21 protein-coding genes, 2 tRNA genes and 1 riboswitch are annotated in these 24879 nt (G+C 43.5%); of the genes, 14 read left to right on the forward strand and 9 right to left on the reverse strand.

What is annotated here, in order from left to right:
• Positions 1–72 precede the first annotated feature (72 nt).
• Entirely contained in the window at positions 73–549 is a 477-nt protein-coding gene (locus F993_RS05140; RefSeq protein ID WP_004656060.1) for an RNA pyrophosphohydrolase, read from the forward strand.
• Positions 550–642: 93 nt separating this feature from the next.
• Positions 643–2937 carry a phosphoenolpyruvate--protein phosphotransferase gene (gene ptsP, locus F993_RS05135; protein ID WP_004656062.1) on the forward strand — a complete coding sequence of 765 codons (2295 nt, stop codon included), beginning with the start codon at positions 643–645 and terminating at the stop codon, positions 2935–2937.
• 67 nt (positions 2938–3004) lie between these two features.
• On the opposite strand, the gene F993_RS05130 is transcribed toward ptsP, so the two are convergent.
• Positions 3005–3463, reverse strand: a complete 459-nt coding sequence (locus tag F993_RS05130; RefSeq protein WP_004656063.1) for a hypothetical protein — start codon at positions 3461–3463, stop codon at positions 3005–3007.
• 584 nt (positions 3464–4047) lie between these two features.
• On the opposite strand from F993_RS05130, the gene F993_RS05125 reads away from it, so the two are divergent.
• From F993_RS05125 to F993_RS05115, 3 genes are all read left to right on the forward strand, one after another.
• Entirely contained in the window at positions 4048–5568 is a 1521-nt protein-coding gene (locus tag F993_RS05125) for a catalase (protein ID WP_004656064.1), read from the forward strand.
• Positions 5569–5659: 91 nt separating this feature from the next.
• Entirely contained in the window at positions 5660–6100 is a 441-nt protein-coding gene (locus F993_RS05120; protein WP_004656066.1) for a thiol-disulfide oxidoreductase DCC family protein, read from the forward strand.
• Positions 6097–6504 (forward strand): DoxX-like family protein, encoded by a 408-nt coding sequence (locus tag F993_RS05115; RefSeq protein ID WP_004656068.1) that lies wholly within the window; start codon positions 6097–6099, stop codon positions 6502–6504. Before F993_RS05120 ends, F993_RS05115 begins: the two co-directional genes overlap by 4 nt.
• Here F993_RS05115 and F993_RS05110 read toward each other — a convergent pair.
• Positions 6491–7543, reverse strand: coding sequence for an MBL fold metallo-hydrolase (locus F993_RS05110; RefSeq protein ID WP_004656069.1), 1053 nt, complete (start codon positions 7541–7543; stop codon positions 6491–6493). The two genes, F993_RS05115 and F993_RS05110, sit on opposite strands and share 14 nt — an antisense overlap.
• A gap of 386 nt (positions 7544–7929) precedes the next feature.
• On the opposite strand from F993_RS05110, the gene hcaR reads away from it, so the two are divergent.
• Entirely contained in the window at positions 7930–8850 is a 921-nt protein-coding gene (gene hcaR / locus F993_RS05105) for a DNA-binding transcriptional regulator HcaR (RefSeq protein ID WP_004656071.1), read from the forward strand.
• Positions 8851–8898: 48 nt separating this feature from the next.
• Here the strand turns inward: hcaR and F993_RS05100 are convergent, their stop codons facing one another.
• The 4 genes from F993_RS05100 to F993_RS05085 all read right to left on the reverse strand — a co-directional run bounded on the left by F993_RS05100 (position 8899) and on the right by F993_RS05085 (position 11935).
• Positions 8899–9507: a glutathione S-transferase family protein gene (locus F993_RS05100; protein WP_004656072.1), complete on the reverse strand. Its 609-nt coding sequence runs from the start codon at positions 9505–9507 to the stop codon at positions 8899–8901.
• Positions 9508–9559: 52 nt separating this feature from the next.
• Positions 9560–10258 carry a helix-turn-helix transcriptional regulator gene (locus F993_RS05095; protein ID WP_004656076.1) on the reverse strand — a complete coding sequence of 233 codons (699 nt, stop codon included), beginning with the start codon at positions 10256–10258 and terminating at the stop codon, positions 9560–9562.
• A gap of 73 nt (positions 10259–10331) precedes the next feature.
• Positions 10332–11006 (reverse strand): HAD-IA family hydrolase, encoded by a 675-nt coding sequence (locus F993_RS05090; protein WP_004656077.1) that lies wholly within the window; start codon positions 11004–11006, stop codon positions 10332–10334.
• Positions 11003–11935: an RluA family pseudouridine synthase gene (locus F993_RS05085; protein WP_004656079.1), complete on the reverse strand. Its 933-nt coding sequence runs from the start codon at positions 11933–11935 to the stop codon at positions 11003–11005. The genes F993_RS05090 and F993_RS05085 overlap by 4 nt, the downstream gene beginning before the upstream one ends.
• Positions 11936–12723: 788 nt before the next feature.
• Here F993_RS05085 and F993_RS05080 point away from each other — a divergent pair.
• The 4 genes from F993_RS05080 (at position 12724) to F993_RS05065 (ending at position 18554) form a co-directional block, all read left to right on the forward strand.
• Positions 12724–16071 (forward strand): Rne/Rng family ribonuclease, encoded by a 3348-nt coding sequence (locus F993_RS05080; protein ID WP_004656080.1) that lies wholly within the window; start codon positions 12724–12726, stop codon positions 16069–16071.
• Positions 16072–16267: 196 nt separating this feature from the next.
• On the forward strand, positions 16268–18109 hold the full coding sequence (locus F993_RS05075; protein ID WP_004656082.1) for a long-chain-acyl-CoA synthetase: 1842 nt from the start codon (positions 16268–16270) through the stop codon (positions 18107–18109).
• Between the two features lie 173 nt (positions 18110–18282).
• Positions 18283–18358 (forward strand) — tRNA-Lys (locus F993_RS05070).
• Between the two features lie 120 nt (positions 18359–18478).
• Positions 18479–18554, forward strand: a tRNA-Lys gene (locus F993_RS05065).
• Positions 18555–18679: 125 nt separating this feature from the next.
• On the opposite strand, the gene hemW is transcribed toward F993_RS05065, so the two are convergent.
• Entirely contained in the window at positions 18680–19834 is a 1155-nt protein-coding gene (gene hemW, locus F993_RS05060) for a radical SAM family heme chaperone HemW (RefSeq protein ID WP_004656085.1), read from the reverse strand.
• Between the two features lie 139 nt (positions 19835–19973).
• On the opposite strand from hemW, the gene F993_RS05055 reads away from it, so the two are divergent.
• The 4 genes from F993_RS05055 to F993_RS05040 all read left to right on the forward strand — a co-directional run bounded on the left by F993_RS05055 (position 19974) and on the right by F993_RS05040 (position 23786).
• On the forward strand, positions 19974–20435 hold the full coding sequence (locus F993_RS05055; RefSeq protein ID WP_004656086.1) for a DMT family transporter: 462 nt from the start codon (positions 19974–19976) through the stop codon (positions 20433–20435).
• A 30-nt stretch (positions 20436–20465) separates the two neighbouring features.
• Positions 20466–21827: an MATE family efflux transporter gene (locus tag F993_RS05050; protein ID WP_004656088.1), complete on the forward strand. Its 1362-nt coding sequence runs from the start codon at positions 20466–20468 to the stop codon at positions 21825–21827.
• Positions 21828–22025: 198 nt separating this feature from the next.
• Positions 22026–23318, forward strand: coding sequence for an ABC1 kinase family protein (locus F993_RS05045; RefSeq protein ID WP_004656090.1), 1293 nt, complete (start codon positions 22026–22028; stop codon positions 23316–23318).
• A 213-nt stretch (positions 23319–23531) separates the two neighbouring features.
• Positions 23532–23786, forward strand: a complete 255-nt coding sequence (locus tag F993_RS05040; protein ID WP_004656092.1) for a type B 50S ribosomal protein L31 — start codon at positions 23532–23534, stop codon at positions 23784–23786.
• Positions 23787–23875: 89 nt separating this feature from the next.
• Here F993_RS05040 and F993_RS05035 read toward each other — a convergent pair whose 3' ends face one another.
• Positions 23876–24205: a DUF190 domain-containing protein gene (locus F993_RS05035; RefSeq protein ID WP_004656093.1), complete on the reverse strand. Its 330-nt coding sequence runs from the start codon at positions 24203–24205 to the stop codon at positions 23876–23878.
• A 16-nt stretch (positions 24206–24221) separates the two neighbouring features.
• Positions 24222–24602, reverse strand: coding sequence for a fluoride efflux transporter CrcB (crcB, locus tag F993_RS05030; RefSeq protein WP_004656096.1), 381 nt, complete (start codon positions 24600–24602; stop codon positions 24222–24224).
• Positions 24603–24734: 132 nt separating this feature from the next.
• Positions 24735–24801, reverse strand: a riboswitch (Fluoride riboswitch).
• Positions 24802–24879: the final 78 nt, after the last annotated feature.

The raw sequence follows: 24879 nt of genomic DNA on the forward strand, positions 1-24879 counted from the left end.
TTCGAGTTGGACAAGAAGAGTGACTGTCCCCGAGATCAAAGTCAACGATATAGACAAAATTTAGGTAGCCAAATGATCGACTCAGAAGGTTTCCGACCCAACGTCGGGATCATTTTGGCAAACGATGACGGACAAGTTTTATGGGCAAAACGCATTGGTCACAATGCTTGGCAATTTCCACAAGGAGGGATCCAATTTGGTGAAACCCCTGAGCAGGCACTTTTTCGTGAACTGAGAGAAGAAGTCGGTTTATTGCCCGAACACGTCCAAATTATAGCGCAAACAAAAGGTTGGCTGCGTTATCGTTTGCCACATCGGTACATTCGGTCAGATTCAGATCCGGTATGTATTGGACAAAAGCAAAAATGGTTTTTACTGAAGTTAACGGCCTCGCCGCATCATATTCAGTTAAACCTATCAGACCCACCCGAGTTCGATGAATGGCAATGGGTGAGTTACTGGTACCCATTGGGTCAAGTGGTCAACTTCAAACGTGATGTTTACCGTAAAGCCATGATGGAATTATGTTTACAACTACCTCAGCGTTAATTGTCAAAGAATCATCACTTTAAGCAATGATTTTTGACAAGAGAGCTGTTATAACTAGGCCTATAACGATTCAATAAATTGGAGTAAACATCCATGTCAAACATGCAACTCGACACGCTTAGACGCATTGTGCAAGAAATTAATGCGTCCGTCAGTTTGCATGATTCCTTGGACATTATGGTCAATCATGTGGCCGATGCCATGCATGTCGATGTGTGTTCAATTTATTTATTGGACGAGCGTAATCGTCGCTACGTGCTGATGGCGTCTAAAGGATTAAAACCCGAGGCGGTTGGCACCGTATCACTCAGTGTTGGTGAAGGTTTGGTTGGTTTGGTCGGTCAACGTGAAGAAATCGTTAACTTAGACAACGCACCCAAACACGAACGTTTCGCTTATTTGCCTGAAACAGGTGAAGAGCTGTTTAACTCCTTCCTGGGCGTTCCGGTCATGTATCGCCGCAAGGTGATGGGTGTATTAGTGGTTCAAAATAAAGAATCACAAGATTTTAGTGAAGCGGCAGAATCCTTTTTGGTGACCTTGTGCGCACAACTTTCTGGCGTGATTGCCCATGCACATGCGGTGGGCAACATCGATGTATTCCGTAAACCCAGCAATGGCCCCAGTTATAAAACCTTCCAAGGGGTGTCGGGCGCAGGCGGTGTAGCACTAGGCCGTGCAATCGTACTCTATCCCCCTGCTGATCTCGGTGCGATTCCTGATCGTGAAGCTGAAGACATCAGTGATGAATTAGAATTACTCGATCAAGCCATTGTAGCAGTCCGTCTAGAGATTCAATCTTTAGATGAGAAAATGCAAGACTCGCTCATGTCTGAAGAGCGTGCACTGTTCAGCGTGTTCTTACGTATGCTGGATGAGAATGCCTTACCAAGCGAAATTAAAGACCATATTCGTGCAGGCAGTTGGGCACAAGGTGCCGTACGTAAAGTCATCGACAAACATGTGGCGCTGTTTGCACAAATGGAAGATGACTACCTTCGTGAACGTGTCTCTGATCTGAAAGATCTTGGGCGCCGAATCTTGGCTTGCCTGCAAGAAAATGATACCAGTCACCGTGAACTCAGCCCTGATAGTATTTTGATTGGTGAAGAGATCAGTACGGCGGCCTTGGTCGAATTGCCTGTTGATAATATCGCGGCAATTGTCACTTCTGAGGGTGCGGCCAACTCACATATGGTGATTGTCGCCCGTGCGCTCGGCATTCCAACGGTCGTAGGGGTTACCGAATTACCGATTACGACACTGGATGATCTGGAGATGATTGTGGATGCCTATCAAGGGCGGGTCTTCGTCAATCCTCCCCGTCGTCTACGTCAACGTTATAAGGAAGTGCAAAAAGAAGAAGAGCAAATCGCCAAAGATTTAAAGCAATACGAAACTAAAGATGCAATTACGCCTGATGGCGTGTCTATTCCTTTATTCGTCAATACAGGCTTAATGATTGATGTGGTTCGTGGTGTACAACGGGGCGCTAAAGGTGTAGGACTCTATCGTAGTGAAATTCCTTTTATGCTACGCGAACGTTTCCCTGGCGAAGAAGAACAACGTGCTATCTATCGTCAACAACTCAGCCATTTTGCCAACAAGCCTGTAATTATGCGTACCCTCGATATTGGTGCGGATAAAGATTTGCCTTATTTCAGTATTGAAGAAGAAAACTCAGCTTTAGGTTGGCGCGGTTTACGTTTCACGCTGGACCATCCTGAAATTTTCTCTGCGCAAATTCGTGCCATGCTCAAAGCCAGTATTGGCCTGAACAATTTGCATATCTTATTGCCGATGGTGACCAGCGTCAGTGAAGTGGAAGAAGTGCTGTATCTGTTGGAACGAGACTGGATTGCGGTACAAGAAGAAGAACAAGTCAAAATCACCAAACCGAAAATCGGGATTATGGTCGAAGTGCCTAGCGTGCTATTACAAATTGATGAATTTGCCGAATTGGTTGATTTCTTCTCGGTCGGTTCTAATGATTTGACCCAGTATTTACTGGCAGTTGATCGGAATAATCCACATGTGGCCAACGTCTATTCGCATTTCCACCCATCGGTATTACGTGCACTAAAACGTTTGGTTCAAGACTGCCACGAACATCAAAAACCAGTCAGTGTCTGTGGAGAAATGGCGGGAGACCCCTTGTCAGCCATTCTACTGATGGCAATGGGCTTTAATACCCTTTCAATGAGTTCAAGTAACATTCTCCGTGTCCGTAAAGCAATTTGCCATGTGCCGATGACTGATGCTAAAAAACTGTTGGATGATGTGCTACAAATGAATAACCCATTGGTGATTAAAAGCTGGTTGGAGCATTATTTCAGAACCCATGGCTTGGCCGATATGGTTAAATCCAATCGTATGCTCAATGTCTAAACAAGACATTTCAATATAAAAAAGGCGATGTGCCCTAGTGCATCGCCTTTTTTATTTACTGCATAATTTATTTTGCTGAACGCAGGTAGATCTGTTGTTTAGCACCATCCAAACTCACGCTTGGAAATTGACGATCATAATCAATCACAATGGCATCTTTACCGGTCAAATTCTTGGCATCCGATTCCCAAGTGACATAATATTTGATTTGCGCATCCTCACGAACTGGTGGCTGAATGCGCTGACGGTGATCCGCTGGAACAGTAAAATCAACTGTAAATGGCACCTGAGAGATTTGAACTTTTTGCTGCTGAATCAAGGTTGCAGGCACATCTGCAATCTGACTGTCCACGGCATATAAACTGACGGTGCCCTGCTGCGGCGTAACTGCATAAGCGCCTTGCCCAACAAACTCAACTTTCAATGAAGCGGTAGAATTTGCTTTGTTTCCGTCTTGTTGTGGCATTGCTGTACAACCTGCTAAAACAGTTAAAGATAACCCGAAACCTAATGCTAATTTTTTCATTCTTTTCAGCTCTCCAAATAAAAGCCCAAAATAACATAGCAAACGCAAAAATCTTAAGGGTTTACATATTTGCTACTGAGCTTTCGATGTCTGCAACTCAAATCTATTGATTATTTTTCATACACATCAAAAACAATAAACGAAACCGTTCTAGGCCTTTTTACATAACTCCAACATGTAACAGCACTATTTTTCAACAAAAATAACGGCTTTAAAATTTTGCCAATCTAGCCTCAGATTCAGTTTCCATTAAAACCAAGCAAAGCAGTAAGTCTTTATTTTTTCATTATCTTTTATCTTTTTTTAACAATTTTCATATCTACAAATACTCAACTCATGTTTAAGCTTTAAACAGCTTCAATCGAATAAAGCATTTATGACATCAACTTTAATCCATTGGAAAAAAAGCTTTCATCAACCTAGAGTAAAAATACAAAGGATGCGAACTTTATCATTGCAAATCAATTTAGGCATCTGACATTTCGATACCCATTTTGTACATGATACGGTCCAACATTCATATCTTTGAACGGTCAAACAATTGAGGTGACCTAGCTCACAGGTCATCTTGATGGAGATAGAACATGAGCCAAGACGATAAAAAATGTCCTTATAGCCACTTAACCACTGATTTTGGTGCACCTGTGGTTGATAACCAAAATAGTATGACCGCTGGCGCTAGAGGACCCTTATTAGCCCAAGATTTATGGCTAAATGAAAAACTTGCCAACTTTGTCCGTGAAGTGATTCCTGAGCGTCGTATGCATGCTAAAGGTTCTGGCGCATTTGGTACTTTCACCGTAACCCATGATATTACGCAATATACCCGCGCTAAAATCTTTAGCGAAATTGGTAAAAAAACCGAGATGTTCGCTCGCTTTACCACCGTTGCAGGTGAACGCGGTGCAGCAGATGCAGAACGAGACATTCGTGGTTTTGCTTTAAAATTTTATACCGAAGAAGGTAACTGGGATATGGTGGGAAATAACACCCCTGTATTCTTCTTGCGTGACCCGCGTAAATTCCCTGATTTAAACAAGGCGGTTAAACGCGACCCTAAAACCAATCTACGTAGCGCAACCAATAACTGGGATTTCTGGACCTTACTGCCAGAAGCGCTACATCAAGTGACCATCGTCATGTCGGATCGTGGTATTCCTGCAAGCTATCGCCATATGCATGGTTTTAGTAGCCATACCTATAGCTTCATTAATGCTGCCAATGAGCGTTTCTGGGTAAAATTCCACTTTAGAACGCAGCAAGGGATTAAGAACCTGACCGATGCTGAAGCAGGTGAACTGGTAGGTCAAGATCGTGAAAGTCACCAACGTGATTTATTCGATGCAATCGAACGCAAAGACTATCCAAAATGGACCCTTTTCGTACAAATCATGCCAGAACAAGAAGCAGAGAAAGTTCCCTACCATCCATTTGATCTAACCAAAGTATGGCCTCACGGTGATTATCCACTGATTGAAGTCGGTGAGTTTGAACTGAATCGCAATTCAGAAAACTTCTTCTTGGATGTGGAACAATCTGCTTTTGCACCAAGCAACTTGGTGCCTGGTATCAGTGTTTCACCAGACCGTATGTTACAAGCGCGTTTATTTAACTATGCGGATGCTCAACGCTACCGTCTCGGTGTGAACTACCAACAAATCCCAGTCAATGCTGCACGTTGCCCTGTACATAGTAACCACCGCGACGGTCAAGGCCGTATCGACGCCAACTATGGTGGCTTACCACATTACGAGCCAAACAGCTTTGGTCAGTGGCAAGAGCAACCTCAGTACAAAGAACCACCATTAAAAATTAACGGCGATGCCGATTTCTGGGATTATCGTGAAGATGATAATGACTACTTCAGTCAACCGCGCGCCTTGTTCGAATTGATGACACCTGAACAACAAGATGCATTATTTGGCAATACAGCACGTGCCATGGGTGATGCTTTGGACTTCATCAAATATCGTCATATCCGTAACTGTTATGCATGCCACCCTGCTTATGGTGAAGGCGTAGCGAAAGCATTAGGCATGACGGTTGCAGATGCTCAAGCTGCTCGTGAAACCGATCCAGCCCGTCATTTACCTAGCTTTCTGTAAACCTTAAATATTGAAATAAAAAGCCATCCTCGGATGGCTTTTTTAATGCAGTTGAGGGACAATTTATTCACCCCCCATTAGAACAATAAATATGCTGAAATCATTAGAACACCTAATCCAAAGCCATGACATCATCCTGTTTGATGCAGAGTGCGTGCTTTGCTCAGCTTGGGCAGATTTTATGATCAAGCATGATCTACACTGTCAATTTAAACTGGTTTCAGTGCAATCCAATATCGGACAGCAACTCCTCACCTATTGCCATCTTCCTACTGATCATTTTGAAACGATGGTATTACTGGAAAATGGTCAATGTTATACCGAATCGACTGCCTTTCTACGTATTATGCGGCGACTGGATTTCCCTTATCGCAGCTTAAAGTATGCCCGTGTTGTGCCTAAACCCATCCGAGATTTTGCTTATCGCCGTGTCGCCTTAAATCGCTACCGCCTTTTTGGTAAAACGGAACAATGTTATGTCGTGACCCCAGATATTCAGCAACATTTCCTTCTGGATGATGCCCTAAGATGAACCATAGCCATCTACCCCTCCAAAAGATTTTAAAATTCAGTCAGTTGGTCATTGCGATACTATGGATATATCAAGGATTGATTCCCAAATTAATTTTTCAGGTGCAAGATGAACACTATGTTTGGCAACAACTCAATATTGCAGCAGTCTATATTCCATGGATGATTTCATGCTCTGGGATTGCTGAAATTATCTTTGGCATTCTTTTTTTATGGCTGACACACATATACTTGCATTGGTTCAACATCATCAGCTTGATTGGCTTATTTATTGTCGTTTTACTGATTTATCCAGACCAGATCTATCAAGCTTTCAATCCCGTTGTCATGAATATCGCCTTGGGCAGTCTTTCACTGATTTCATTATGGTGTATAGATGCCCTACAAAGCCCTAAGCCCGAATAAAGTGCCCCTCACGAATACAATAAAATGGATTGACCAATTTTGAAGAGGATTTCATGGCTTGCTGAAGTTCATGTTCAGGCGCATCGCGATCTTCATCTGTAAGCTGGAAGCTTCGGAAATGTATCGCCAAGGAACGATGGGCATGCAGATCTAAATGGGCATGAAATGCGTCTTGTGGATTCATATGTACATAACGCATCAGCAAGCGTGGTTCATAAGCTCCGATCGGCAATAAGGCCACACGTGCATCGCCATAACGCTCATGGATTTGTTTAAAGTGCGTGGAATAGCCTGTATCGCCAGCAAAGAAGCAATGCCCTGTTTTAGCAACTAAAGAAAAACCGCCCCACAGCGCTCTGTTCTGATCTCGAACCCCTCGCCCAGAGGTATGCTGTGCAGGTGTATAGGCAATCTTCAATTCATCATGAAATGGAATTTCCTGCCACCAATCCATCTCAATGACGTGTAAATGCTTAGGTAGATAATAGCCATTGCCCAAGCCTGTATAAATCGGCATTTCGAATTTTTGATGTAACCATTCCAAAGTCGCCAAATCCATATGGTCATAATGATTGTGGCTTAACAGTACCCCATGAATGTTTGGCAAATGTTCTAAGGCAATCCCCGCAGGGCAGACACGGCGTGGGCCATTGCCCTGTTTCGGGCTGACATACTCACACCAGACGGGATCGGTCAAAAAATTATAAGAACCGATCTGAATTAAAACAGTGGCATGTCCCACAAACCAAATTTGCCAGTCATTCAAATCGGCATGTGGTCTATTTTGCGGCAACTCCAGCATGTGATTACGCAAGGTCCATTCATGTGAACGGTCCACATTCCAAGTATAAGACTGCCGTGTGGCTAACCACTTTAACAATCCTTTACGATCATAAGGTGTTAACGGTTTTTCTAGATTATAGAAGCGATCAATCCCACAATGATCAGAAGCCTCATGTGGAAAAGGAGGTTTCCCCCAAGTGTGGCTCAAGCAAGATTGTGTCGGCAATTGATAGGTTAATGTCGGCTTATCTTTCATGTAGGTCTTCTTTGATGGAATCTCATCGCATGAGGTAGGTGATGTAGGTCCTGTGTTGTCCATAGATTATAGTTAACGGGATAGTCTTTTAAATCATGATGATTTTTTTACTATTCTCGTTTTATTCCAGTTTCTAACACCGATCTTTGATCCTAACATAAGCTTATGCCTTATGTTGATTTTCTCTCGCTGAGTCAACACAATTTTACCGAACTAATAAAGCATACTGACAATTCAGCACCCAGCAGAAACAGCTCCTTTTTTGCTATTTTTTATATTTTAGAAAAAAGCATATTGTATATAAAACAAGCTCAGATATAATGCGGCAACAGTATGATTTTCTCATCATCAGCAAAACAATAATAAGACATTCTTGGACCCGTCTTATGGAATTACGTCATTTACGCTATTTCATTACCGTTGCTGAAGAGCTGAGTTTCAGTAAAGCAGCACTCAAACTACACACGTCTCAACCCTCTCTCAGTCAGCAAATCAAAGACCTCGAAGATGATGTTGGTGTGCAACTGTTACATCGTACCAAACGTAAAGTTGAATTAACCGATGAAGGTCAGGTTTTCCTCGAACAAGCTCGCCTGACCCTGACACAGGCAGACAAAGCGGTGACCATGGCACGACAGGTTGCTGCGGCAAAAGTGCAATGCTTAAAAATCGGTTTTGTGCCCTCTGCTGAAATCCGCGTTTTCCCCTATATCTTGCCGCGTTTAAGAGTTCGTCTGCCCAAACTGCAAATTCGAACACTCAATCTCAAAGAAAGCGATCAAATCAATAAGCTTAAAAAAGGCGATTTAGACCTGATTTTTATTAATCAAAAATTTGAAAATGAAGCATTTGCAAGTCAATTGGTCCTCAAAGAACCTTTGGTGTTTATGCTGCCAAAACAACATCCTTTGGCACAGCATGCACAGATCGACCTTGCTCAATTACAGGATTTACCCCTGACCATTTTAGCCCACAAGCTGTCTGCGCCTTTGGCACGAATCATTACCCAATACATTAAACAGCAGCAAATTCATTTTCAAAACATCGATGAAGCCAGCAACATTGCCGAGGCTATTCAAGCAGTGCATTCAGGGCATCGTTGTGCCATTTTACCGGCCTATATCCAAGCACTAGCCACCGACCAAATCGTCGTCAAACCCCTCAGTCAACCGCTACCCTACCTGGATGTGTTTATCAGCTATCAAAAACAAAACCCCAGTGACGCAACACAACAATTCATTGAAGAGATTCAACGTGTATTTTCATTCGATCACATCACCGATCTCAAATCAGAACCGAGAATATAAAAAAGCCGAATGAATCGGCTTCTTTATTGGATGAATAGACTTTTCAGCTTAGGCATTACTAAAAAATTCAGCAAATTTTTGATAGCTTGGTCTTTGTTTAATGTTTTCCAGATAATGCTCAATTGCAGGATGCGATTCGATCTCCCCCATTTTTAGCTGCCAAAATAACATTGCAGCAACCGTGACATCCGCGGCCGTAAACTGCTTGCCACATAAATAGAGATCAACTTCGCTGAGACCTTGCACAAAAGCGTTATAGGCATCCTGATAATCCCCGTATCCAACAGAAGATTTTTGATCGGGTGCGACGTCTACACCGAGCATTTTATTGGTTGAAGCGGCTTCCCAAGGCCCAGAAATAAAGAATAACCAACGATAATAAACACCACGTTTTGGATCATTCAGTGCAGGTGCCAAGCCTTTGTCTGCAAATTTATCCGCCAGATAAGCACAAATTGCATCCAGCTCATAAACTACAATCCCATCATCGACCAGCACAGGAACTTTGCCAAAGGGATTAATTTTGAGGTATTCAGGGGCCTTCATTTCGGTTTGGAAAGCAACTTCGATACGTTCACATTCAATGCCCAGTTCGATCAGCAACCAGTCAACCACGACGCCACGTGAAAAATTATTGGTATAAAGTTGAAGTGCCATTTTGATATTTCCTTAGTGAGTTATTCTTATTTCAATGTAATTGTTTTGATTGTCAGTTTTTGTCAGTAGTCGAACGGCACATTTCTTGTGTCCACCACTGTTGGAATAATTGCTGTTTGAATTGTGGATACAGTTCCTGACTCAAGCTCAATGCTCGAATTCGATCAATCCTAAAATGGCGAAAACCTTTGCGTAGTTCACACCAAGCGGCCAAGACAATGCGATCATTAAAATAACCTAGCGCAAATGGCCATAATGTACGGGAACTGACGCGTTGCTGCTCATCCGCATAATCGACCAAGATTTTGACTTGCTGACGAATCGCCAAACGCACTTGCTCTACCAATGTTTCATCGACAGGCAACCAGACATTGATCGATCTTAAAGTAGTTTGTTCAAGTTGCTGCTGACAATGTTTAGGCAGCACTGCATTGAGCTTGGCCAATACCGAAGTCGAGGCCGATTTCAAGGCCAGATCAGGAATATCATTCAGCCAATTTAGGGCCAAAAAGATCGCTTCGATCTCGGTTTCATTCAATGTCATCGGTGGAAGCAGGAAATCCTGTTTCAGTTGAAAACCCAACCCTGCTGCTGCATCAATATTCACGCCCTGTACCCGCAAGGTATCAATATCGCGATAGACGCTGCGTTGACTGATCTGCAAACGCGCCGCCAACACCTGTGCAGTGACCGGATAGCGATATTCTCTAAGCAGCTGTAATAGATTGAGCAAACGGATTGAACGACTCATGTTGTCCCTATTGTTATTATGAAAATGGGAAAGCGGACTCTCCCATTCTTGTCTTTGATCTGATGGGTATCGCTTAACTTTCAGTTAAAGCGGCAATATTCAACACGCTTTGCAAATAGCGATGTAAATCCTGAACATTGTGTGCGATGGTGAGCGGCTGAAATTGCTGTAAAGTCTCAATACTATGCACCCCGTAACTGACCCCAATCCGTGGCATATTCAGGTTTTGTGCCATTTCCAAGTCATAACTGGTATCACCCACCATAATTGCACGCTCAACCGCTACATCCAGCTCAGTCAATATTTCCTGCAACATCAGCGGGTCTGGCTTGGACTTGGTTTCACTGGCGGCACGGGTGATATCAAACAGCGTATGACTATCGGTTTGTGCCAAGACACGATCTAGACCTTTACGGCTTTTACCCGTTGCTACGGCCAACTTCAGACCCTGTTGTTTTAAATCCGCGAGCAACGCTGCAACACCGCTAAACCACGCATCACCTTTGGAATTTGCCACATAGTGATCGGCATAACATTGTAAAATATCTTGCTGTAAATGCGGAACTTGTGGAAACAGGATTTGCATGACTTCAGGTAAACCTAAGCCAATAATACTTTTTGCCGCATCATCCGTAAGCGGTTGTTCAAATTGCTGTGCTGCATATTGCAGACTTGCCACGATTTGCCCAACCGAATCGAATAAGGTTCCGTCCCAATCGAAAATCACCAGTTCGATATTTTGACTCATTTCTGCTTTCTCAACTGATCAATCACCTGTTGCATATCTTCAGGCATTGGCGCTTCAATAGCGGGATAGTTTGGAATCTCTAAACGCATCGCATGTAGACACAAACGGCGGGCTTCTGGACCGGTATAGGCCGTAGTATGCCCATATTTATCATCCCCGACTAAAGGGTGACCAATACTAAGACCATGTACACGGATTTGATGGGTACGCCCCGAAAGCGGTGAAGCATGCACCAAAGTGGCCGTTTTAAAACGCTCCACTACTTTCCAGTTGGTTTTACTCGGCTTACCTTCTTTGGTGACACGAACACGACGTTCACCATTGGCCAGCTCATAACGTAACAACGGCGCATCAATCATTTGTTGATCTAGGCTGACTTGGCCTTTGACAATTGCCGCATACGTTTTTTGAATCTTATGCTCACGCAATAGGTCTTGCAGTAATTTTAAAGTGCTGCGCTTTTTACTGATCATCACTAAACCAGAGGTATCACGGTCAATACGATGGATCAGTTCCAAATATTTTTTACCCGTTGCGGCACGCAAGGCCTCAATCAGCCCATAAGCAACGCCACTGCCGCCATGGACAGCAATCCCTGAAGGTTTATTGACTACCAACAGCCCTTCATCTTCATACACCACACGACTGAGCAGGCTCTGTGCCACGCTATCACTCACAGGTGCAGCACTTTCATCCTTTTGTTCATAACGAATTGGTGCAACCCGAATCTGGTCGCCAATGTTCAAACGTGTTTCTGCTTTTATTCTTTTTTTGTTTACGCGTACTTGTCCTTCACGAATCAAACGATAGATTCGACTCTTCGGTACACCTTTTAATCGGGTAAATAAAAAATTATCTATTCGCTGCCCGTCTTGATGCTCATCCACGTCAAACCAAGTGACACTTTGCCATTGTTGTGTAGAATTCATACGCTCGATTAATCCAAGATTTGCTAAATATGATTAAAAAATGATCATTTAGCTAAGTTATTTCACAAGAAACCTAAACTTAGCCCATAGGCAGATGCTGCAAGGTTTGATATATTCAGCGCACGGATACCGCCGTAAGTGAGCATCAAATCAAAAATTTTATTTAGATAAAATTTTCAATCGATGAGATATTCACCAACAACTCGGATAGGTCCTAAAGAATTATGCCGACGCCGAAGGCTTATTATATCGGCAAAATGGCAAACTGTTGCGTTTAATTGTGCATCAGCACATACAGTTTGTTCAGAAAAAATATGTCGCCAGCAATTTGCTGGTTATTAAACGTAAACTGATCCACATCAGACAATGTGCTCCCTGATGTCGCATTCAGGCTAAAGCGTTGATGCATTGGAACTGCCAAGCAGAGATACGATGATCATTCCGTATCGAGACTTCCAGATGGATCGACTTCAATGCTTAATGACAGTGAAAGTCACCATCCAATGCACCGCTCACCCGCCAGTGAAGCGTACAGGAAACTTTGATTATGTCGGATCTAGTGATATTTCACAGATGTCAGACATGCCATGAAATATCAACGGATTCCAGATTGAAGCAATATTGCTGACATCGAAATAACCGTATCAGAGCCCAGCTGGATATTTACAGTCAGTGGTTTCAGAGCGACCTACACAACGTTGCTTCTGAGTCTTGATCGTGCCAATTTGATGTTTGCTCAAAAATATTGGGCTTGTTGTTTGTGTGCATCACTATTAGGTGTCACACCCATGAAACGTATGTTGATTAATGCAACCCACGCCGAAGAAGTTCGCGTTGCACTTATCACTGGTAATCGTCTTTACGATTTCGATTTAGAAAATCGTACACGCGAACAAAAAAAATCAAATATTTATAAAGGTCATGTCACTCGCGTTGAACCGTCTTTAGAAGCGGTTTTCGTTGAGTACGGCGCACAGCGCCAAGGCTTTTTGTCTATGCGAGAAATTGCCAACTCGTATTTCAAAGCTGACCCTCGTCAAACTTCAAATATTCGTGAACTCATTACTGAAGGCACTGAATTACTGGTTCAAGTTGAAAAAGAAGAGCGTGGCAACAAAGGTGCTGCCCTTTCTACCTTTATTTCGCTGGCAGGTCGCTACTTAGTACTTATGCCAAACAATCCGAAAGGTGGCGGTATCAGCCGTCAAATTTCAGGTTCAGTGCGTGAAGAACTGAAAGAGATTTTAGCCTCTTTAAATGTACCACGTGGCATGAGCGTGATTGTTCGTACTGCGGGGATTGGCCGTACTCAAGAAGAGTTACAACTCGACTTGCAACACTTACTTGACCTTTGGGCACAAATCCAAGGTTCAGCAAGCTCTGGTCCATCACCTATGTTGGTGCATCAAGAAGCGGGTGTGGTGACACGTGCAATCCGTGATTATTTACGTGATGACGTTGCTGAAATCCTGATTGATAGTGAGCAAGCCTATAACGAAGCCTATAACTTCGTAAAAGCAGTGATGCCACGTCAGTTAGACAAACTAAAAACCTATACCTTGAATGAGCCGTTATTCGCTCATTTTGGGATTGAAAGCCAGATCCAAACGGCTTATGAACGTGAAGTAAAACTTCCTTCTGGCGGTTCAATCGTCATTGACCAAACTGAAGCTTTGGTTTCAATCGATATTAACTCGGCGAAATCAACCCGCGGTCATGATGTTGAAGAAACGGCTTTAAATACCAACTTGGAAGCAGCTGAAGAAATCGCACGTCAACTGCGTTTACGCGATATCGGTGGTCTCGTTGTGATCGATTTCATCGACATGACCAAAGACCGTAACCAGCGTATGGTGGAAGCGAAATTACGTGAAGCAACGCAAAGCGACCGCGCACGTATCCAGTTCGGTCAACTGTCACGTTTTGGTCTGATGGAAATGAGCCGTCAGCGTTTACGCCCATCTTTGGAAGAAGCGACAGGTTACGTTTGCCCACGCTGTCATGGTACAGGTATGGTGCGTGACTTACGTTCACTGTCACTTTCAATTATGCGTAAGGTTGAAGAAATTGCTTTACGTGAACGTCAAGGTGAAGTTCAAGTCGAAGTCCCTGTGGAAATTGCGGCATTCTTATTGAATGAAAAGCGTCACAGCCTAGTTTACTTAGAGCAAACTTCAAATGTACGTGTGACCGTATTGCCTCACCCGCACTTGGAAACACCACATTACCAAATCCAGTTTAATCCAGATGGTTTTGCACCTTCTAGCTACGAACGTACTGAAGCAACCCGTTCTAGCGAAAAAGAACTGGGCTATGAATCTTCAGACTGGCATTTGGAAGATGCAGAGCATCACCATGCACCTGCTGCACAAAATCAAGCTGCTGCACCACAGAAGAAAGCTGCTCAGCAACAGGCTGCGCAAGCCAAACAAAACCAAGCAAGCACGCAAAAGTCAGCAAGTCCTTGCGCTTGGTTAGAGAACTTATTTGTTCAAAAACAAGCACAAACCACGGACCAATCACGTTCTGCACAAAATGCAGCAGCAGCGATTGAGCAAATGGTCAACAATGGCGCAGTAAGCCGTGGTCAGTTTGGTCAAGTCAACGTACCTGTTGTGACTGAAACTGCTGCACCTGCCGCAGCAAACAATGCCTATATTTCACAAAATCCTGTGAAACAAGAAGCACGTGAAACTTTTGAAAAAGACGAGAAATCACATCGTCCAAATCAAAACCAGAAGAAGCGCAAGCACAAAGAGCAACGTGAACAACACGCACATGCACATGAACAACAAAATCAAGTGCATGAAGAAGTGGTTCAACTGTCACGTCAAGAACAGCGCCAAGAGCAGCGTGAGTTAAAGCGTCAACAAAAACGCCAACAACCGCAAGAGTCTCAAAACCAGCAACAGCATCATGATGCTCAAGGCAATGATTCTGCGCCGTTACCACGTCGTGACCGTAACCAGCAACGTCCAAATCGCCCAAATCGTCATCGCGACCAAAGCGTATTGAATGAAACTCCTGTGGCTGCGCCTGAAGCTGTCGCAAATCCACAACAAGTCAAAGTGGATGTGGTTGATGCACCTCGTAGCAAACCAATGAACACTGCACTTGTTGTGAATATTGATCAAGGCCAAAGTGAAATTGTGGCGCTGAATCCGCAACAGACCAATGCGCCAATTGCAAAAGCAGAAGTTGCGCCTGCTGTGGTCGAAAAAGCTGAGAAAAAACCTGTAGCTCAAGCAGAACCAGTGGTTGCGAAAGAAGCACCTGCTGCTGTGGTAGAAGAGACAGCTCAAGCACCGGTGAAACGTGCCAGCAATGACCCACGTTCACGTCGCCGTCAACGTGGTCATCAATCAGCTCAGAAAGCAGTTGTTGTACCAAAAATTGCACCATCGCAAATTCCAGCGTTGGGTCAATACACCTTGGGTAGCTTGATTCGTCATGTTTACGGTGAAGATTGCACCATTTTGATTGAGCAATTTGGTTTGATCACTACGTTTAACCGTGCCCTACAAAAGTTTGCTGAGCAATATGCAAGCTCTTTAGTGGTAGAAACAGTAGTTGAGGAAGAAAAGCGTCCTGTAACACGTGATGCTGAGCTTCCAAGTCAAAAGCCGACTGAAGAAGCTGAACCTGCGCCAGTGTTAGCATTAACACCACCTGAAGCTGCGGCTATTCGTGTTGCCAATGATCCGCGTGAACGTCGTCGTTTGGCTAAACTTGCTGCGGAACAAGCGAAAGAAGCACATATTGCATCGACTGCTACTCCAGCACCTGTTGAAAACACTGAAACGAAAGAAGAAGTGAAACAAGCAGATGTTGCGGTTGTCACAGAAGAAGTAGCCCCTGCACCTGAGCAACAACCTTTAGAACTTGCCAGTGCAGAGGCTGCAACCGAAGTTGCACCCGTTGAGGTTGAAGCAGTTGAACCAGCGGTGACTGCTGAAACTGTGACCGAGACTGTTGCAGAAGTTGCTGTGCCTGCTCAAGCTGTTGAAAAAGCAGAGCAAAAGCCAGCAGCAACAGAGGCGGAACTAGAAGATGAAGCAGCGAAAGCGGAAAAAGAGAAATCTAGCCGCCCTCGTCGTCCGCGTGGCCGTCCACCTAAAAAAGCCACAGCTGAGTGAGTAATTTGCTAAATTGCACTCAATAAGGCGAAGCCTAGTCATTCCGATGACTAGGCTTTTTTGTTATTTTGTCAAAATTAGGTTGATTGCTCTAGGCACTTACCATTACAAATCAGCATCAACAACAATGGTGTGAATGGTTGTGTTCTAACGGATAGCCATTTCTTGGATTGATCGAAAAATAAACAGGATTGATATGAGCCAAACTACGCAGACCGATATTATTACTCTTGGTGATGTTGCTACTCGACTTCCAAACTTCATCACTAAAGTCCCTCATATCCTCAATGGTCTTAAACAAGCATATTTGCGAACACCAACGTCTCCCGCGGGTTTAGGTATTGCCTTTGAAAAAGCAGTCAAGCGCAACCCTCAAGGCATTGCACTGTTATTTGAAGATCAAAGCTATAGCTACCAAGCACTTAATGAATGGGCAAACCAGATTGCGCATTACTATTTATCGCTTGGCGCAAAAAAAGGCGATGTGATTGCAGTGATGGTTGAAAACCGTCCTGAACTGATTGCCAGCATCGTGGCTTTGGCTAAAATTGGCGTCACGATTGCTCTCGTCAATACCTCACAGGTGGGTAAAGTCCTTGCACACAGCATCAACTTAGTCAATCCAATTGCCGTCATTGCAGGTGAGGAAGTTCGTGCCGCCATTGATGAAGCACGCCAAGATTTGAAAGTTGCTGAAGATCGTTTTCACTGGTTTGCGGATCAAGAAACCCGTAAACATGCAGGCACGGCACCACAAGGCTATGTGAATCTTGCCCAACAAATTGACCAGTTTCCAAAATTTAATCCATCGACCACCCGCACTGTGACAGGGAAAGATGGACTGTTCTATATCTATACGTCAGGTACAACAGGCTTACCAAAGGCCGTAATTTTCACGCATAGCCGTTGGACACTAGCATATGGCACCTATGGCCATATCCTCAATCTCGGCAAAGATGACGTGATGTATGTGACCCTACCGCTTTACCATGCAACGGGTGTGGTGGTGTGTTGGTGTGGCGTGATTGCAGGCAGTGCAACACTTGCGGTACGTCGTAAATATTCAACCAGTGCATTCTGGAAAGATGTGCAAAAGTTCAATGCATCTGCGATTGGTTATGTCGGTGAACTGTGTCGCTATCTGATTGATGCACCTGTCACAGAACAAGATCGTGCGCATCGCGTGACCAAGATGATCGGTAATGGCATGCGTCCAAATATCTGGGGCAAATTCAAAGAGCGTTTTGGTGTCGAAGAAGTGCTTGAGCTTTATGCATCAAGCGAAGGTAATGTTGGTTTTAGCAATATCTTCAACTTTGACAATACCGTTGGCTTCTCTCCAACACCGTATGCAATCGTTGAATTCGACAAAGAAAAGAATGAATTGGTCCGCGATAAAAAAGGTCACTGCAAGAAAGTGAAGACCGGCGAAGTGGGCTTGCTGATTGGCAAAATCACCAGTCGCTCACCTTTCGATGGCTATACTGATCCAGAAAAGAACAAGTCGGTGATTTTGAAAGATGTGTTTACCCAAGGTGACTCCTATTTCAATACTGGTGACTTGGTTCGTGACATCGGCTTCCGCCATGCCCAGTTTGTGGATCGTTTAGGTGATACCTTCCGTTGGAAAGGTGAAAATGTTTCAACCACAGAAGTCGAAAATATGGTCTGTGAATATGAAAAGATCGTAGAAGCAGTGGTTTACGGCGTTGAAATTCCAAATACCAATGGTCGCGCTGGTATGGCCGCGATTACTTTGGTTGATGGCGCAGCACTCAATGATGCAGATTTAACCAATATGGTCAATGTATTCAAAAAATGTTTACCATCTTATGCCATTCCAGTGTTTTTGCGTGTTCAAGAGAAAGTTGAAACCACAGGTACATTTAAATATCAGAAGAATAAACTGAAAGAAGATGGCTTTAATCCAAGCAAAACCTCTGAACGTTTACTGGTTTTATTACCGGGTGCAAGCAGCTACACTGATGTAAATACAGAGATCTTTGACAATATTCAGGGCTATCAATACCGTTTCTAGTTTATTTTTTAGCTAAACAAGAGGAAATCGTGCTTTTTATAAACAATCATGCACATGTTTTTAAATTTCCTCTTGTGTTAGCTGAATAAGTTGCTAGAATACGCAACATCAAAACGAAGACGCATTTAGAACAAATTAGTTTTACTTGTGTGGCATGTTTAAATACTTGCTTAGGGTCGTTAGCTCAGCTGGTAGAGCAGCGGACTTTTAATCCGTTGGTCCCGCGTTCGAATCGCGGACGACCCACCATCTAATGTTTTGAGAGTTTGTGAAATGTATTTTACAAACGCCTGTAAGAGGTTAAGCCACAGAAAATCATAGATTTTCTCTTGCGCTCAGGTAAAACGTTGTTTTACTTCTCCTCGCTCAGGGTCGTTAGCTCAGCTGGTAGAGCAGCGGACTTTTAATCCGTTGGTCCCGCGTTCGAATCGCGGACGACCCACCAAATTCTAAAAAGCCTCATCACGATTGATGAGGCTTTTTTATTGTCTGCCCAATTTCTTTCAAAAAAATGACAGACCTATTTGAATTGCTTTAAGCATCCATGCTTAAAGCATCACAAGCATTGAATTATAAAAATTTCTCTAACACCGAGTTTAAAAAGATATGTCCCTGTTCAGTACAGGCAATTCGACGCTCATCGGTAATAAGGAGTCTTTTCTCACGCAACTGATGCAATGTCTCATTCAAATCCTCTAACGCGAGTCCTGTGCGCAGAGTATAAGTGTCAGCAGCCACACCTTGATTTAAACGCAAGGCATTCATCATAAATTCAAAAGGTAATTCCTCTGCCTCAATCCGCTTCATTTGCACATGTTCAGCAGGTACTTTAGCTAAATAGTCTTTTGGCAAACGGGTTTTCTGAAAACGATAGACTCCATCAGGTCGAGTGACTTTGCCATGTGCACCTGCACCAATCGCCAGATAATCACCAAATTGCCAATAATTTAAGTTATGTGCAGATGGTTTTTCTTTACGCCATGCGGAAACTTCATAATTCACATAACCATTGGCGATCAGATAGGCTTCACCTTTTTCTTGAATATGTTCTAGCACTTCGTCTTGCGGTAATACCGGCTGAGTGCGGAAGAAAACCGTATTGGGTTCAATGGTCAGTTGGTACCAACTAATATGCGTTGCACCCTGCTCCACAGCCAATCTCAGGTCGGTTAAGGCCTGTTGCTCAGTCTGTTGGGGTAAACCATGCATCAGATCGACATTCACACGCTCAAAGCCTGCCTGACGCGCCTGCTGAATTGCATCCAATGCATTATTGGCTGAATGAATCCGACCAAGTCGCTGTAAGTGTTCAGGATCAAAACTTTGTACACCGAGTGATAAACGATTAATCCCCACCGCCAGATAATCGGCAAATGGATCATGCTCAACTGTCCCAGGATTGGCTTCCAGTGTAATTTCACAGCCGGCTTCAAAGTCTAAACGTGCTTTGAGTTGATCAAATAGCCATTGATAACCTTGTGCAGAAATCAGTGACGGCGTCCCTCCCCCAATAAACACGCTATGAATCGATCGGCCTTGCGCCATTTCAACCTGCGTCTCAAAGTCAGCCACCAATGCCGCAAGATATTGCTGTTCCAAATCCAGTGACAACTCCCCATTAGGAACAGCATGCGAGTTAAAGTCACAATAAGGACATTTACGTACACACCACGGCATATGGATATACAAAGACAGTGGAATATTTGCTGGATTTAACGGACTCAAAATACAAGCTCAATGACAGAACCTGACTATTTTAACATGACTCGACTCGGGACGGTTGCAGCTTCAATACGGCATACAGCTTATCATCCCCAGTGTATTCAGTTAGACTGAAAGCATAAACAACAATTAGACCGATAATATGATGAAAATTTCCAGCCAATTGCTGTTTATTCTGCCCCTAGCTTTAGGGATTGGAATTGCAATGGCCTTTCAAACGGCAATCAATGCACAACTCCGAGAGTATCTGAACTCGCCACTACAAGCTGCCTTACTTTCCTTTTGTATTGGAACGATTATTCTAGCCCTGTTGGTTTATTTCCAAGGTGTAGACAAACCGAGTTTAACCGAACTCTCCCAAATTCCATGGTTTCTCTGGTTAGGGGGATGCCTTGGGGTTTATGCAATCAGTATGAGCATTTATACTGCACCTAAACTTGGATTTTTGACTTTCTCAGGTTTAGTGATTTTCGGGCAACTGGTCATTTCAATGTTGATTGATCACTTTGGCTGGTTAGGTACAGAAAAAACACCGATTAACTGGCAACGACTACTCGGTAGTATTGTGATTTTTATTGGTGTGCTGTTCACACTACAACGCTAATTCTCCCTCATTTTAATAAGAGTAATTTTTGTGTCCCATGCCACAACCAAGCGGTTTGAACTTAAACAGCTATTTCATTTGATGTTTCCGATCCTGATCACCCAGTTTGCACAAGCTGGATTAGGTTTAATTGACACGATTATGGCAGGGCACTTGTCTGCCACTGATTTGGCTGCGATTGCCGTGGGTGTCGGTCTATGGATTCCTGTCATGCTGCTCTTTGCAGGGATTATGCTGGCAACAACACCGTTGGTGGCTGAGGCGCGTGGTGCAAGAACCCCTGAAAAAATTCCAACCATTGCCCGCCAATCTCTATGGGTTGCGGTGATTCTTGGTGTTGTTGCCATGTTGATTCTGCAAGGTATGCCCATGTTTCTGCCCCTGTTTGGCGTGCCTGAAAGCTTAATCCCCAAAGCAAGCCTGTTCTTACATGCGATTGGTTTTGGTATGCCTGCAGTCATGATGTATGCGGCACTACGCAGTTATTCTGAAGCCTTGGGGCATCCACGCCCTGTCACAGCCATTAGTTTGATTGCCTTATTGGTACTGATTCCGCTGAACTTTATCTTTATGTATGGTTTTGGGCCAATTCCAGCATTAGGCAGCGCAGGTTGTGGTTTTGCAACGGCGATCTTGCAATGGCTGATGTTTATCACTTTGGCGATTTATATTTCCAAAGCCAAAGCCTATAAACAGGCACCGATCTTCACTACGTGGGAAAAACTTGATCCAGTGTGGATTAAACGCATTTTAAAACTGGGTTTACCGATTGGTCTGGCGGTATTCTTTGAGGTCAGTATTTTCAGTACTGGGGCGATTGTACTGGGTCCGCTCGGCGAAAATGCCATTGCAGCCCATCAGATTGCAATTTCGGTTACTTCACAGCTATTTATGATTCCGCTGTCCTTAGCCATTGCCCTGACGATTCGTGTTGGCATGTATTACGGCGAACAAAACTGGCATGCGATGCGTCAAGTACAAATCGTGGGATTGATCACGGCCACGATCTTTGCTGGCTTGACCATGACCTTGATTGTACTTGCACGTCCCTATATCGTGGCGATCTATACCACGGATATCAATGTCATTCCTGTGGCAATGTACCTGCTTTGGTTCGCGATGGCTTATCAGTTGATGGATGCTTGGCAAGTCAGTGCCGCAGGTTGCTTACGCGGCATGCAGGACACTCAAGCGCCAATGTGGATCACCTTAATGGCGTATTGGGTGGTGGCCTTCCCAATCGGCCTCTACCTTGCGCGCTATACGGTTTGGGGCGCTGCGGGTGTCTGGCTCGGTCTAATTATTGGTTTAAGTATTGCCTGTGTATTGCTGATCGGCCGTTTATATTTGAACAATAAACGTTTGGCACAGCGCGTAAATCTCAATCCATAAAAATTAACTCGCATTGAGCATTATAGATTCAGGGCAGTACGGATACTGCTCTTGAATTTATGCGCTCATCGATACCGCCATTTTCTCCTCCTTCACCGCATACTTACATCACTTAACATTTTGTTATAGGCAATTTAAGTTTTGTCGCCTATGATCAAAGCATCACGTTGAAACTGGATCACCCGAGGTCAAGTCCATATGGCAAAACATGCAAGCTCTCCCAGTAAGCGTTTTTTCAAACTGGCTGGCATGACCGCAAGTATTGCCAGCAAAAGCGTTGCCAACTCCATTCGTAATCTCACCGCAGATGAAGAACAAAAAAATGCTGCTCGAAGCAAATTGTTCCAAGACATCGGCTTACAAATTGCCGACACCTTAGGTGAGATGAAAGGTGCGGTGATGAAAGTCGGGCAAATTGCTTCGCAATATAAAGATATTTTCCCACCAGAAGTCGCGAAAGCCATTGCCAAACTGCAACGCCAAGCCCCTGCAATGCCTTTTGCTGCAATTCAGCAACAAGTTGAAAAAGAGTTGGGCAAGCCCTTAAACCAGATTTTTAGTTCCTTTGAAACAGAGCCTTTTGCTGCTGCTTCAATTGGTCAAGTGCATCGTGCAGTGTTGCCCAACGGACAAGCTGTTGTGGTGAAAGTGCAATATCCTGGGGTAGATCAAGCCTGTGAAAGTGATTTAAAACAGGTTCGTCTGGCTTTACGCTTAATGGGCGTATTAAAGATTGATAAGAAGTTACAAGATCAACTGTTTCAGGAAATCCAAGACAGCCTTTCTGCGGAACTGAATTATGAAATTGAAGCACAAAACCTAGAAGTATTTAAAACCTTCCATGAAAAGCTGGATAATCAAATCATTATCCCAACCGTATATAAAGATTATTCTTCTCGTCGTGTATTGACCCTCAGCCTTGAACAAGGCGAATCCATCGAAACGGCAAGTACATGGTCGGTTGAAACACGTAATCAAATTGGTCGTCGTCTGATTCGTGCTTTAGGACAGGAAATGTTTTTCTTGAAGCGTTTCCATTGTGACCCACATCCAGGCAACTTTGCTTTCCGTGCAGATGGCAGCGTGATTATTTATGATTACGGCAGCGTAAAGACCCTTTCACCTGAAATCATTCAGCATTTCAAAGCACTGGTGAATGCTGCTCGCCAAGAAGATATTGCTCAGGTTGAAGATCTACTGGTGGAATTACATTCGATTGCTGAAAAGCAGAAATTCCCAAGTGAGTTATATACACAATGGATTGAAATCCTGTTGCGCCCTTTAAGTACACATTATGATTTTGCCGAAAACTCATCACATCACGATGGCATACGTCTAGTCAAACAATCATTGAAATACTGGGATGTGTTTAAGCCTTCTCCAGATACCTTAATGGTCAACCGAACCATTTCAGGACATTACTGGAACCTGATTCATCTCAAAGTGCATGACAATCTCAACGATTTATTTGAAGAATTGGTCCCGAACTAAACTTTAATAAAAATGCCAATCAGATGATTGGTATTTTTTATTTCATTCATATTCAAACTTTAAAAAAAATCAAATGGCTTGAGTAAAGTTCCACATCTCATGCTCGCAGATTCATTGTTTACAAATAAATTCCAAAAAAACTTGAAATGAATAAGATTGACGGCATATATTGTTATGTTATAACATTTCTATTAATAATAGGAGTCATTCAAAATGCGTAAAGATATCCATCCTGCTTATCAACAAGTGTTGTTTCACGATACCAATGCCGATGCTTATTTTTTAATTGGCAGCACGCTACAGACCAAACAAACCAAAGAATATCAAGGTCAGGTCTATCCTTATGTGACACTTGATATTTCCAGTGCTTCGCATCCGTTTTATACAGGTGAAGTTCGTCAAGCCAGCAATGAAGGTCGTGTCGCAAGCTTTAACAAACGCTTTGCACGCTTTAACCGTAAAGCTTAATTTTCATTTAAGTTTCACACATTAGGCTGTAAGCATTAGAAGTCTAAGGCTATCTCTCCTCCACTTAGACTTCTTTTTTTATGCCACTTTCAAGAATCCGGCTTGGCCAGCCCCACCACCCCAAATTCAATCGGTGTTTTGACATAAAACAAAGAAATTTCTTTGTCATTTAAATAGTCCAATAATTCAGTCGCCTGTTGATTACTTACCGCAAACTGAATTTGTATGGGGCGATCCGCCAACTCAAAAAAACTAGCAGAATGAAATAAGCCTCGGTGATCCACACCTTCCAGCCCAGCGAGCACTGTTGCTCCACGCAAATTCATCTGCTTCGCCACAGCTAACAACCATTCACTCATCGGTTGTCCCTGATAAGTCCGATTTTGTGCCGTATAAAAACTCAGTAAAAATCCATTCATTGTCATCACTCCAAAGCTATGCAGCACTCAGCCATTGATGCAAACTCATGCCCAAGATAGTAAAGATCAGAGAACCAATCACATGAATCAAAATTGCTGCACAGGCATACCCCAACTTACCACTTTGTAATAAAGCAATAATCTCAGCAGAAAAGGTCGAAAAGGTGGTTAATGCACCACAAAAGCCTGTAATCACAAACAGTTTGTAATTCGGGCTCAGTGAACTTTGAGAAAAATAAGAGATGGCAAAACCAATAATAAAGCCACCAACAAAGTTAACGGTGACCGTACCTAAAGGAATATTGGGAAAAATTGGATTGAGTTTTAAACCCAAGAACCAACGCAACCATGCGCCAAGTACCGAGCCAAGTGCGATTGAGAGTAAAGGATAATACATGGCTTACTCCACACATCGCGCAGGAGATAAAACGATATTTAACATGGATAGATCAATGTTTTTTTGATTATTTTTCATCTGCGAACTCCAAAATGGGAACAGAGCACGCACGAACCTACGCCCCCTGTTCAGGGTAACGTAGGCATCATTAGCCACAGTGGCGGTTTGTAACAGGAGGAATGCCATCTCCTTTGTTCTAAAATAACATAATTTTTAGACAACTCAACTGCGTTTTAAGCTTCGAGTAACTGTGTATAAACATAAAGTTATCCACAAT

The organism is Acinetobacter proteolyticus, assembly GCF_000367945.1.
GTDB lineage: Bacteria > Pseudomonadota > Gammaproteobacteria > Pseudomonadales > Moraxellaceae > Acinetobacter > Acinetobacter proteolyticus.